Consider the following 12120-nt stretch of genomic DNA (forward strand, 5'->3'; position numbering starts at 1 on the left):
TCCCGCGCCGGCTCAGCCGAAGCGGCCGGAGATGTAGTCCTCGGTGGCCTTCTGCGTCGGGTTGCTGAAGATCTTCTGGGTGCCGTCGACCTCGACCAGCCGGCCCGGCTGACCGGTCGCCTTGAGGTTGAAGAAGGCCGTCTGGTCGGAGACCCGGGCCGCCTGCTGCATGTTGTGCGTGACGATGACGACGGTGTACTTCGCCTTGAGGTCGTTGATGAGGTCCTCGATGGCCAGGGTCGAGATGGGGTCGAGCGCAGAGCACGGCTCGTCCATGAGCAGCACCTGCGGGTCGACCGCGATGGCGCGCGCGATGCACAGCCGCTGCTGCTGACCACCGGAGAGGCCGGCGCCCGGCTTGTCGAGCCGGTCCTTGACCTCGTTCCAGAGGTTCGCGGCCTTGAGCGACCTCTCGACGACCTCGGCGAGCTCCTTCTTGTTCTTGACTCCGTTGAGCTTGAGCCCGGCGGCCACGTTGTCGCGGATGGACATCGTCGGGAAGGGGTTGGGGCGCTGGAAGACCATGCCGACGGTGCGACGCACGGCCACCGGGTCCATCGACGACGCGTAGAGGTCCTGGTCGTCGAGGGTCACCTTGCCGTCCACGCGCCCGCCGGGGATCACCTCGTGCATGCGGTTGAGCGTGCGGAGCACCGTCGACTTGCCACACCCGGACGGGCCGATGAAGGCCGTCACGGAGCGGGGCTCGACGGTGAGGGTGACCCCCTCGACGGCCTTGAAGTCGCCGTAGTAGATGTCGAGGTCCTTGACGTCGATGCGCTTGGCCATGTGCAGTCGTTTCTCTCTGGGTTGCGAAGATCAGGGGTATGCCGTGTGTGCGGGACGGGTCAGTTCTGCACCTTGTTGAACCGGCCGATCAGACGACCGGCGACGTTCAGCAGGAACACAAGGAGGATGAGGGTGAGGGAGGCGCCCCAGACGCGGTCGACGGAAGGTTGGAGGCTCTCGCCGTAGTTCTGAAAAATCATCGTCGGCAGGGTCGGCATGAGCCCGTCGAAGAGGTTCGTGGCGATGACGGCGGTGTAGGGGCCGAGGATGATCAGCGGCGCGGTCTCACCCATGACGCGGGCCAGACCGAGGAGCACCCCGGTGACGATGCCCGAGAAGGACGTGGGGATGACGATCTTCATGATCGTCTTCCACTTCGGCACGCCGAGGGCGTAGGACGCCTCGCGCAGCTCGTTGGGGACGAGCTTGAGCATCTCCTCGGTCGAACGGACGACCGTGGGGATCATGAGCATGGTGAGGGCCAGACACACGGCGAAGCCGACCCGCCTGAACCCGAACGTTCCCACCCACACGGAGTAGATGAAGAGCCCGGCGACGATCGACGGGATGCCGGTGAGGATGTCGACCATGAAGGAGACGACCTTGGCCAGCCGGCCACGGCCGTACTCCACGAGGTAGACCGCGGTGAAGATACCGATCGGCACCGAGATGAGGGCCGTGACGCCCGCTTGGATGAGCGTGCCCTGGATGGCGTGGACGGCCCCGCCGCCCTCTCGGCGGGCCGTGATCCCCGACTGGGACTTCATCCACCAGTCGACGTCGAGCAGCATGGCGCCACCCTTGTAGATCGTTGATCCGAGGATCCAGACCAGGGGGATGAGGGCGATCAGGAACGCTGCCCACACCACCACGCGGGCAAGCTGGTCCTTGAAGGCGCGACCACTGGACTTGCCCCCGAAGTCGTCGTCCGAGCGGGCCGTCGGGAGGGCGGTGTCGACAGTGCTGAGGGTGCTCATTCGCTGAAGGCCTTCCGACGGTCGATGACGACGCGAGCGGCCGCGTTGACGATGAAGGTGAGGGTGAAGAGGACGAGGCCGGCGGCGATGTAGGCGCCGGTCTTCTGAGCCGAGTCGAACTCGTTGGCGTCGTTGGCGATGCGCGAGGCGAACGTCTCGCCGCCGCCGAAGATCGAGAACGAGAACGCGTCCGAGGTGTTGAGGGCGGAGAGGAGCAAGGTCACCGCGAGCGTCTCGCCGAGCGCCCGTCCCAGCCCGAGCATCGCAGCCGAGATGATGCCGGGCTTGCCGAAGGGCAGGACGGCGGTGCGGATCATCTCCCACTTCGTCGCCCCCAGGGCGAGCGCGCCTTCCTTGTGCGTCGTCGGCACCTGGGCGAAGACCTCGCGCGAGATCGCCGTGACGATCGGCAGGATCATGATGGCGAGGATGACTCCCGCGAAGGCCAGGGTGCTCTTGGCGCTCGGAGTCCCGGTGTAGGCGAAGAACGGCAGCCAACCCAGCACCGTGTCGATGAACTTCGCCACGGGCTCGAAGTACTGACCTGCGACCAACAGGCCCCACAGCCCGTAGACGATGGAGGGGACGGCGGCCAGCAGGTCCACCAGCGCCGCCGCAGGCTTGCTCAGCCAGCGCGGTGCGTACTGCGTGATGAACAGGGCAACGGCCACGCCAAGAGGCACGGCGATGAACATGGCGATGATCGAGGTGATGATCGTGGCCCAGAGCAGGTCGACGATCCCGAAGCGCGGATCCGTGCCACTGGCCACCCACTCACGGGAGGTGAGGAAGTTGGCGTTGTTGTTGAGCAGCGACGGCACGGCCTGGACCACGAGGAAGACGCCGACGAGGGAGACCAGGGCGACGACGAAGATGCCGGAGCCGGTGGCGAGCCCGCCGAAGACACGGTCTCCGAGGCGACCGGTGCCTGCCCGGTCGGCCTCGAGCGGTGGCCGCCCGTCGTCGCCGGGAAGCTCGTCGACTGCGCTGTGCCCGGTGATCGATGACACGTGGGCGAGTCCTCTCAGGATATTCGGGAAGGGGCTGAGGGGGCGGGGCCGGTGTGGCCCCGCCCCCTCAGTTCACCAGACGACCAGGTCGTCCGGTGGACTCGATCAGGAGATCGCGTCGATCGCCGTGGCGACCTTGGTCTGCACGTCCGCGGGGAGCGGCGCGTAGCCGATCTCCTCGATGGCCTTCTGTGCCTCTTCGGAGGCGAAGTACTTGAGGAAGGCCTTGATGTTCTTCTGCTTCTCGGCGTCCTTGCCCTTGGAGCAGACGATCTCGTAGGTCACGAGGTTGATCGGGTAGGCACCCGGCTCCTTCGTGGCGTAGTCGAGCTTGAGGGCCAGGTCGTTGCCCGTGCCCGTCTGCTTCGCGGTGGCGATCGCCTTGCCGACGGTCTCGGAGGTGAGCTCGACGGCGCCCGCGCCGTTGTCGATGGCGGCGACGCCGAGGTCGGCGTCCTTGGCGTCAGCTCCACTCGACGTAGGTGATCCCACCGTCGGTGCTCTTGACGCCCTCGGTGACACCAGCCGACTTGCCCTTGCCCTCGCCCTTGCCGTCCCAGGTCTTGGCGGGCTCGCCCGGCCAGTTCGCCTCGGCGGCCGCCTTGAGGTACTTGGTGAAGTTCTCGGTCGTGCCCGACTCGTCAGAGCGGAAGAACGGCTTGATCGCCGTGTCCGGGAGCTCGACACCCGAGTTGATCGCGGCGATCTTGGGATCGTTCCAGGTGGTGATCTTGCCCATGAAGATGTCACCGGCGACCGCTGGCGTCAGGGTGAGCTTGTCGACACCCTCCAGGTTGTAGGCGATGGCGATGGGCCCGGTGACGAGCGGGATGTTCCACGCGGGGGAGCCGCAGAAGGTCTCGGCCTCCTTGGCCTCGATCTTGCCGTCCTTCGGCTCGGTCTTGAGCGCCGAGTCGGACCCGGCGAAGTCGACCTGACCGCCGATGAACTGCTTGATCCCCGCACCCGAGCCGGAGGGGTTGTAGTTGATCGTCGCGCCCGAGCACTTCTCGCTGAACTTCGTGCCGACCTCTTCGAAGGCGTTCTTCTGGGCCGAGGACCCTTCGGCGTTGAGGGTGCCTTCGAAGCAGTCCTCGGTGCCGGCGGAGCCGGACGACGACGCGCTGCTGTCACCGGTGCCGGCGTCGGCGCTGGCGTTGTTGTCGGAACCGCAACCGGCGAGGGCAATCGAACCGACGAGGGCGAGAGACGCCATCGCGCCGAGACGCTGAATCTTCACTGTGTGTACCTCTCACAAGGAATCTGGGGGAGCCGGGTAGCTGCGACGTTGGGGCCCGACACTGCGAAGGTAGGGACGACTCATGACGCGATGGCCCGTGCCCGGTGAACGCGGCGTGAACGCTGCTCGGCCATTGCCTTGCGCGTAGTTCAAGTGGGAGTCGGGTCGGGTGATCCCGTCGCGTGATCCCTCAGGCAGTGAGGTGGCGCTCGACCGCGACGACCCGCGCGTCCGCCCCGACCCCGGCGACGTGGCAGACGAGCGCCTCGCCCTTGTCGAGGTTGTGGTCACGAGCCTCGATGAAGCGCTCGAGCATCTCCACGGAGCCGTCACCGACGAGCTCGAGGCGAGGGCTGAGGGTGTCGAGCACCGAGCCCATGACCGGCCCGTGCGAGCACAGGGCCGTCGGCTCTCCCCGCTCCAGAGCCCGCTCGACATGGTGCTCGGCCCGACCCGGGTCCGCCTCGTGACCCTCCTCGGACAGCCCCTTCTTGGGTCGGGGCACGATCCCGGCCCGCACGGCATACGGAGAGATCGTGTCGAGACACCGGGCGGACGGTGACGTGAGGATGCGGGTGATCCCGTATGCCGCGAGCACCGGGACGAGAGCGTCGGCACGTTCGTGTCCGCGCGCCTCGAGCGGGCGCTTGGTGTCGTCGCCCTTCCAGTCCGAGCGCGCCACGGCCTTGGCGTGGCGGACGACCACCAGCGGCCAGGTGTCGAGCGCTGCCTCGGTGTGTGCTCGCACGAGGGCGCGCAGCTGCTCGCGGTCGTGGGCGTAGTCGAGGCGGAGGTTGGCCTCGGTGACGTCGAGCCACTCGACGGCGTCGATCTCGTTCTCGAGCCGACCGTGACCCCCCGTGACGGTCGACGCCCAGTAGTGGACGATCTTCTCGCCGGGCACTCCGGCCTTGGTGAGCAGGAGGTAGCGCGCCTCCGGCAGCGGTCGGCCGAGGCGGACCGTGAGACCGGTCTCCTCGAGCGTCTCGCGGGCCGCCGCAACCAACCAGTCCTCCCCGGGGTCGAGCTTGCCCTTGGGCCAGGACCAGTCGTCGTAGCGGGGTCGGTGGACGAGCGCGACCTCGAGCACGCCGTCACGCACCCGCCACGGCAGCGTTCCGGCCGCGGGGATGACCTGGGTTCGGGCCTGCGCGGTCAGCGCCGTCGCGCCTTGCGTCGACGCTTCGCGTGCATCTCGATGAGCGCCGCCTGCACGTCCTCGAGGGGCTCGCCGTCGGCACCCACGTGGCGCCGGTTCCAACGGCCGTCGCTCTCGAGGCTCCAGTGCGAGTAGTCGCCGCTCATGCCCTTGCCCATGAGCGAGGCGAGGTCGTGGAGGTGGCGCGGGTCCGACAGGCGCACGAGGCACTCGACCCGGCGGTCGAGGTTGCGGTGCATCATGTCGGCGCTCCCGATCCAGGCCTCGGCGTCGTCGCCAGTGCCGAAGAGGAACACGCGGGAGTGCTCGAGGAAGCGGCCGAGGATCGAGTGGACGGTGATCGTCTCGGACAGCCCCTTGACCCCCGGGCGGATCGACGAGATGCCGCGCACCCAGACGTCGACCTTCACGCCGGCCATGGAAGCGCGGTAGAGCGCGTCGATGATCTGCTCGTCCACGATGGAGTTGAGCTTGAAGCCGATGTAGCCGGCTCCGGTCTTGGCGTGCTCGCGCTCGATCTGGGAGTCGATGCGCTCGAGCAGCCCGGTGCGCACCGATCGGGGCGCCACCATGAGCCGCTTGAACTTGCTCCGGGGGGCGATGCCCGAGAGCTGGTTGAAGAGCCGCGAGAGGTCCTCGCCGACCTGCGGGTCGCAGGTGAGCAGGCCGAAGTCCTCATAGAGGCGGGCCGTCTTGGGGTTGTAGTTGCCGGTGCCGACGTGGCAGTAGCGGCGTAGCCCGTCCTCCTCCTGCCGGACGACGAGGCTGAGCTTGCAGTGGGTCTTGAGGCCGACGATGCCGTAGACGACGTGCACTCCGGCACGCTCGAGCTTGCGGGCCCAGGAGATGTTGTTCTGCTCGTCGAAGCGGGCCTTGATCTCGACGACCGCCAGCACCTGCTTGCCGCTGTCGGCCGCGTCGATGAGGGCGTCGATGATCGGGGAGTCGCCGCTCGTGCGGTAGAGCGTCTGCTTGATGGCGAGGACGTTGGGATCTGCGGCCGCCTGCTCGATGAACGCCTGCACCGACGTCGCGAACGAGTCGTAGGGGTGCTGGAGCAGGACGTCCTGCTTGCGGATGCTCGCGAAGATGTCGCGGGCCTTGGCGCTCTCGGTCGGCGCGAGGTCGCTGTTGGTGCGGGAGACGAACGCCGGGTAGTGCAGGTCGGAGCGCTCGAGGTCGGCGATGATGTTGAGCCCGCGCAGGTCGAGCGGAGCGGGCAGGCGGTAGACCTCCTGGCTCGAGACCCCGAGCTCGCGCACGAGCAGGTCCATGACGTGGTCGTCCATGTCACGGTCGACCTCGAGGCGGACCGGCGGGCCGAAGCGGCGACGGGTCAGCTCCTTCTCGAGCGCGGCGAGGAGGTTCTCGGCGTCGTCCTCCTCGACCTCGAGGTCCTCGTTGCGGGTGACCCGGAAGGTGTAGTGCTCGTGCACCTCCATGCCGGGGAAGAGCTGGTCGAGGTGGGCGGACATGACGTCCTCGAGCGGCACGAACCGGACGTCGTAGATGTCACCGGCGGCGCCGGTCTCACCGACCCGCAGGAGGCGGGGGAGGAGCGGTGGCACCTTGACCCGGGCGAAGTGCTCCTTGCCCGTCTTGGGGTTGATGAGCAGGACCGCGAGGTTGAGCGAGAGCCCGGAGATGTAGGGGAACGGGTGGGCCGGGTCGACGGCGAGCGGGGTGAGCACCGGGAAGACGCGATCGGTGAACAGCTGGCCGAGCTCGACCTGCTCGTCCTCGGACAGCTCGTCCCAGCGGACGACCTGGATGCCCTCGTCCTCGAGGGCCGGCTGCACGAGGTCGTCATAGACGCGGGCCTGCAGGTCGAGGAGCTCGTGGGCGACCGCCGAGATCTGCTCGAGGACCTCGCGGGGCTCCAGGCCCGAAGCCGAGCGGACGGCGAGGCCGGTGGCGATGCGGCGCTTGAGGCCCGCGACGCGAACCATGAAGAACTCGTCGAGGTTGGACGTGAAGATCGCGAGGAACCTGGCCCGCTCGAGCAGCGGCACGTTGTCGTCGGCCGCGAGCTGGAGGACACGCTCGTTGAACTGGAGCCACGAGATCTCGCGGTCGAGGAACCGGTCGGCGGGGAGGCCGTCGTCCTCGACGTCAGGCTTGGCGAAGCGGCCGTTGGAGGCGCGGGGCTGGACCGCGCGGGCCTCGGTGGCGGAGGCGCTCGCGATCGACACCTCGGCGACGAAGCTCGCGTCCGCCGCGGCAGCAGCGGCAGTGTGCGTGGCCGCCGTCGTGCCGTCGGCCACTGACTCGAGGGCTCGCTCGGCGTCGGTGGAGGGGCTCGTCGACGTCGTCATGCACTCATCGTGTCAGGTTCAGGTGAACGCCAGAAGACCTGCGTGGCGCAGGGTTGGTCCACGAGGGGCGCCTCAGCGAAGTCGCCCACCGGCGAGGACGACCGTGCGAGCAGCCAGGGCGTCGAGGGAGTCGACCACATCGGGTTCGTCGACCCTGAGGTCGGTCTGCAGGATCGACAGCTCGGTGCAGCCGAGCACGATGGCGCCGGCGCCCTTGGCGCGCAGGTGCGCGACGGCAGCGTCGAAGCGGTCCCGCTCGACCGGCATACCCGCCTTCACGCCGTCATAGATCATCGACATCACGTCCTTCTGGACGACGTCGTCGGGCGCCACGGGCGTGAGGCCGGCGGCCTGTGCGGCTTGGTGGTAGGTCTGCGCGCGCAGGGTGCCGTCGGTGGCGAGGATGCCGAGCGTCGTCAGGCCCGGCACGGCGGCCTGCGCCACGGCGACGGTCACCTCGACAATGTCGATGACGGGGATGTCGACCGCCGCGACGACCTCGTCCTGGAAGGCCCTGGCGGTGTTGCAGGGGATGGCGATGAACTTCGCGCCGGCGCTCTCGAGCTCGCGGGCGTCCTGCGCCATCACCGGCCCGGGGCTCTCGTCACTGTCTCCGACGATGTATGCCGTCCGGTCCGGGATGCTGGCGTGGTTCCACACGAGCATGTCCACGTGGTCCTGGTCGCGGGAGGCATCGGTCATCGCGATGACGCGCTGCATGAAGTAGACGGTGGCCATGGGGCCGATCCCGCCGAGGATGCCGACCGGTTCGTTGCGCACCCGTCGAGCCTAACCCCGCCGCACCCTCGGTTCACCGAGGTGCGGCTGGGCGGTGGATAGACTCCGACGCGATCCCTGACGACCTCACCTAGGAAGCTTCGTGGCACTGTCGGCCCTGTCCCTCACCGAGCGTGAGCACGACGACTTCGTCCGTGACCACCCCAACGGGCACCTCATGCAGACGACTCCGTGGGGCAAGGAGAAGGAGCACACCGGCTGGACCTGGCGCACGGTCGCGATGGGGCGCGAGGGCGCCGGGCCGGACGGCGCCGACGAGGTCACCGGAGCGGCGCTCATCCTCTTCCGCCGCACCCCGGTCGTTCCCATGGCGCTGGCCTACTGCCCGCGCGGGTTCGTCGTCGACTGGTCGGACGCCGAGAGCGTCGACGCCCTGCTTGCCGAGGTGTCTCGCGTCGCGAAGGAGAACCGTGGCGTGCTCCTGCGCATCGACCCGGCCGTCCGCATCGACAACCCCGACATCCGGCCTGCCCTCGAGTCCCGGGGCTTCACCCGCACCGACCCCGGCGACGACGCGGCCAAGACGCTGGCGCAGCCGGCGCTGCGCATGGTCACCGACATCAGCGACCTCGAGGCGCTCCACCAGGAGCTGTCCCAGGGCACGCGTCAGTCGATCCGCAAGGCTGAGAAGTCCGGCCTCGTCTACGAGTCGGTCGGCCGGGACAAGATCCCCGCCTTCCACGAGCTCATGCGGGTGACCGGTGAGCGTGACGGCTTCGGCATCCGCAGCCTCGAGTACTTCACCACGCTCTACGACGTGCTCTCGCCGACGGACGACATCGTCATCTCGCTCGTCAAGCTCGACCACGGTGCCGCAGCCGAGGCGGCGCGCACCAAGGTCGAGGACCTGCGGGGCCAGCTCGAGAAGGCCGCGGCCAAGCGCGAGAAGTACCCCTCCGAGAAGGCTGACCGCCAGGTCGCCGGTCTCGAGGAGAGCATCGCCAAGAACGAGGCGTCGGCCGCCGAGTTCGCCGCAGCGCACGAGCAGCACCCCGACGGCCAGTACCTCGCCGGCTCCGTCTTCGCGACGTGCGGCACCCGCGGGTCCTACCTGTATGCCGCGTCGTCCGACGAGCACCGCAACCTGCGCCCGAACTACCTCATGGTCTGGCGGATCATGCAGGACGCGGCGGCCAAGGGAGTGACGACCTTCGACTTCGGGGGCATCGACGCCTCCGAGGGCCTGGAGGAGTTCAAGCGCCAGTGGAACCCGGAACGACGCGAGTATGCCGGTGAGTTCACCAAGCAAGCTCCGTCCCCTCTCCGGTCGGCTCATCGACCTCGCCGTCCGCCTCTACAAGCGACGCTGAGAGGCCAGTTCCCTTGCCCCAGAACACTTCCGTGTCCAAGCAGGCGTATGCGTCGATCGCGGACCAGCCGTTCGTGCCGGTGGTCGTCGGCGCCCACGTCGGTGGCTACTCGCTCGTGCGCGCGTTCCACGAGGCCTATGGAGTGACCTCGCTCGTCGTCACCGGCGCGACGTCATGGGTGACCGACGGCTCCGCGATCCTCGAGGTCGTCCACTGCTCCGACGCCCATGACCCGGACGTGCTCGCGGCGACCCTCGAGGCCGCCCCGTTCGACGGGCTGACGCAGCCCAAGATCCTGCTCGCGACCTCGGACTCGCTCGTCGACGTCATCGACGCGATGCGCGACCAGCTCGACGACTCGTGGAAGGTGCCCTACGTCCGCGCCGAGATCCTCGAGCGCGCGACCCGCAAGCACACCTTCGCCGAGGTCGCGATGAAGGCCGGCGTCTCCATCCCGACCACGACGATCATCGATCTGGCCGACGAAGGCGACGGCACGGCATACCTGGACAAGGTCCCGGCGGAGGGCTATCCGCTCATCCTCAAGCCGACCGCTCCTCGCGCGTGGAACACGGTGACGTTCGAGGGCCAGGCCAAGGTGCACGAGGTCGCGTCCGCCGACGACCTGCGTGACCTGCTGGGGCGCATCCACGGCTCCGGCTATCGCGCCAGGCTGATCCTGCAGGACATGATCCCCGGCGACGACACGGGCATGCGGATCCTCACCTGCTACTGCGACAAGAACTCGCAGGTGCGCTTCGCCAGCTACGGACGCACCCTCATCGAGGAGCACTCGCCCGGGCTCCTTGGTGTGCCCGCGGCGATCCTCACCGGCCAGAACCGAGAGATCGTCGACGAGGCCGTGCGCCTGCTCGCCGAGCTCGAGTGGGTCGGCTATGCCAACTTCGACCTCAAGTACGACCCCCGCGACGGGACGTCGAAGTTCTTCGAGCTCAACCCGCGGCTCGGGCGCTCGAACTACTACGTCACCGGGACCGGCTTCAACGCGGTGAGGTGGTACGTCGACGAGTACGTCCACGACAACCTGCCCGAGGAGTTCGAGCTCGTCGAGGCGGACACCGAGACGGTCTACTCGGTGGTGCCGGTGCGGACGATCAGATGGGCGCTCGCGCGTCACCCCGAGCTGTGGGCGCGCGTGCGGCGGGTCATCAAGGCCGGTGGGCTGCGCAACCCGATGCACTACCGCGCGGAGCGCCACCCCGTCCGGTGGGCCAAGATCCTCGCGGCGGGCGTGAGCTATGACCGCAAGTTCCACCGGTACTACGACCCCGAGGCGGCCTTCCACCCCGGCGGGGAGCCCGCCGACTCCGACCTCCCCCGCCGCTGACTGCCAACCGACTTATTGCGACTTCGAGTCATTCGAGGCACGTCACCAGAACCAGCGCTCGAACTCCTTCTCCAAACCGGCTCGCAGCCGTCTGAGCTCGATCTCGACGACGCAGTCGGCCAGGACCGACCGACAGCAGGCACACCGATAGGTCGCGGTCACCCTTGGTCGGGCGCTCCGGCCCACGTAGGGCTGCAGGCGGCCGTGGATGGCCTCTCCACCGATTGCTTCATGGGGTGACCAGCGCACGACCGCCAGACCTTGGTCGGTGAGTCCGGCCTCGCGTTGCGCCTCAACGGCCAGGACCGCCTTGACCGCTTTCTCCGTCGCACCGTTGACCAGGTACTTCGACACCCCGTCGGCCTCCCCGACGACTCCCAGTGCTGGCCAGAGGCTGTCGACACGACCGAGAAACTCGCCCTGCGGGCTGAGGACCTCCACCTGGGGAACCGGCGCCGGGCAGCCCCATGCGTTGAGCGCCCACGCAGACGCCGACTCCAACCAGTTCTCGCGACGTCCGTCAGCAAGCAGGAGGACCGGGTTGGCCGAGGTGACTCCGGGCCACCGTCGCTGGTGTCGGCGCATCTCGAGGAGCTCCTGGTGCGTGACAAGGCCCTCGCGCAGTGCACCGTCGGCGATGGCCAGCGCATCGCGTCCGGGGAGCACCCGGGCACAGTCCAGGACGGTGCGGGCGGGGTTCAGCCGAGCAAAGCCGTCGTGGAGCTCGACGTGTGAATGGGGTGTGCAGCCGCGGTGGAACTGTCGCCAGTCGTCCTGTGGGCTGGTGCGGATTCCGTCCAACAGGGTCATGGTCACGTGGTCCGGAGCGTAGGTCGGGTGCGGCAGACCCATCACTGCTGCAGCGCTGGCGTGACTCAGGACGGCATCCGGTGTCAGCCTCGCTGCTGCCCTGCTCAGATTCCTGTGTCGCACCCACGGGGTGCTGGGCACCCAACGGTCAGACGCGGCATACAGGCCACGGCTGATCCGAAGGAGCCGCCCGTTCCGGGCGGCCCGCGTCACGGCGGAACCTGTCCACCCCGCGATGAGCGCTTCGGTCCGTGAGAAGGGTTGGGGAAGCTGGCTGAAGTCGTCCATGTGGCAACGATGTGGTGCTGGCTCCGGGCGCAGCAGGCCGATCCGGTCACCTGTGGACAGTCGTCCTGCCCTGACG

At 68.3% G+C, this 12120-nt stretch carries 11 protein-coding genes and 1 pseudogene; 2 read left to right on the plus strand and 10 right to left on the minus strand.

Translation table 11 applies throughout. The features are described from left to right. Nucleotides 1–12: 12 nt before the first annotated feature. The 8 genes from pstB to cuyB form a co-directional block, all read right to left on the minus strand. A complete protein-coding gene (pstB, locus tag ACZZ98_RS11260) occupies nt 13–789 on the minus strand; it encodes a phosphate ABC transporter ATP-binding protein PstB (RefSeq protein ID WP_463516324.1) in 777 nt (258 codons plus the stop codon). A gap of 59 nt (nt 790–848) precedes the next feature. Next, nucleotides 849–1766 (minus strand): phosphate ABC transporter permease PstA, encoded by a 918-nt coding sequence (pstA, locus tag ACZZ98_RS11265; RefSeq protein ID WP_463516325.1) that lies wholly within the window; start codon nt 1764–1766, stop codon nt 849–851. Next, a complete protein-coding gene (gene pstC, locus ACZZ98_RS11270; RefSeq protein WP_463516326.1) occupies nt 1763–2776 on the minus strand; it encodes a phosphate ABC transporter permease subunit PstC in 1014 nt (337 codons plus the stop codon). The genes pstA and pstC overlap by 4 nt, the downstream gene beginning before the upstream one ends. Before the next feature lie 105 nt (nt 2777–2881). Beyond that, a complete protein-coding gene (locus tag ACZZ98_RS11275; RefSeq protein WP_463516327.1) occupies nt 2882–3268 on the minus strand; it encodes a substrate-binding domain-containing protein in 387 nt (128 codons plus the stop codon). Further along, nucleotides 3240–4016, minus strand: a complete 777-nt coding sequence (locus tag ACZZ98_RS11280) for a phosphate ABC transporter substrate-binding protein PstS (protein ID WP_463516328.1) — start codon at nt 4014–4016, stop codon at nt 3240–3242. The genes ACZZ98_RS11275 and ACZZ98_RS11280 overlap by 29 nt, the downstream gene beginning before the upstream one ends. A 190-nt stretch (nt 4017–4206) precedes the next feature. After that, nucleotides 4207–5118 carry an NUDIX hydrolase gene (locus ACZZ98_RS11285; protein WP_463516329.1) on the minus strand — a complete coding sequence of 304 codons (912 nt, stop codon included), beginning with the start codon at nt 5116–5118 and terminating at the stop codon, nt 4207–4209. Between the two features lie 53 nt (nt 5119–5171). Next, nucleotides 5172–7490 carry an RNA degradosome polyphosphate kinase gene (locus ACZZ98_RS11290; protein WP_463516330.1) on the minus strand — a complete coding sequence of 773 codons (2319 nt, stop codon included), beginning with the start codon at nt 7488–7490 and terminating at the stop codon, nt 5172–5174. Between the two features lie 72 nt (nt 7491–7562). Next, complete coding sequence (gene cuyB / locus ACZZ98_RS11295) at nt 7563–8270, minus strand: cysteate racemase (RefSeq protein ID WP_463516331.1); 708 nt, start codon at nt 8268–8270, stop codon at nt 7563–7565. A 100-nt stretch (nt 8271–8370) separates the two neighbouring features. On the opposite strand from cuyB, the gene ACZZ98_RS11300 reads away from it, so the two are divergent. Both ACZZ98_RS11300 and ACZZ98_RS11305 read left to right on the plus strand, forming a co-directional pair. Beyond that, nucleotides 8371–9744 (plus strand): lipid II:glycine glycyltransferase FemX, encoded by a 1374-nt coding sequence (locus ACZZ98_RS11300; protein ID WP_463516332.1) that lies wholly within the window; start codon nt 8371–8373, stop codon nt 9742–9744. Next, nucleotides 9630–10946, plus strand: a complete 1317-nt coding sequence (locus ACZZ98_RS11305) for a carboxylate--amine ligase (RefSeq protein ID WP_463516333.1) — start codon at nt 9630–9632, stop codon at nt 10944–10946. The genes ACZZ98_RS11300 and ACZZ98_RS11305 overlap by 115 nt, the downstream gene beginning before the upstream one ends. 42 nt (nt 10947–10988) lie before the next feature. On the opposite strand, the gene ACZZ98_RS11310 is transcribed toward ACZZ98_RS11305, so the two are convergent. Continuing rightward, a complete protein-coding gene (locus tag ACZZ98_RS11310) occupies nt 10989–11762 on the minus strand; it encodes a hypothetical protein (RefSeq protein WP_463517826.1) in 774 nt (257 codons plus the stop codon). A gap of 162 nt (nt 11763–11924) precedes the next feature. Then, nucleotides 11925–12044 (minus strand): annotated as a pseudogene (locus tag ACZZ98_RS11315) (hypothetical protein); the annotation flags it as partial. Between the last annotated feature and the right edge of the window lie 76 nt (nt 12045–12120).

Source organism: Knoellia sp. AC549, assembly GCF_979258975.1.

Excerpts from the sequence above, each read along its gene's own strand:
- pstB (WP_463516324.1), bottom strand. The coding sequence starts at position 789 with ATGGCCAAGCGCATCGACGTCAAGGACCTCGACATCTACTACGGCGAC.
- pstA (WP_463516325.1), bottom strand. The coding sequence starts at position 1,766 with ATGAGCACCCTCAGCACTGTCGACACCGCCCTCCCGACGGCCCGCTCG.
- ACZZ98_RS11290 (WP_463516330.1), bottom strand. The coding sequence starts at position 7,490 with ATGACGACGTCGACGAGCCCCTCCACCGACGCCGAGCGAGCCCTCGAG.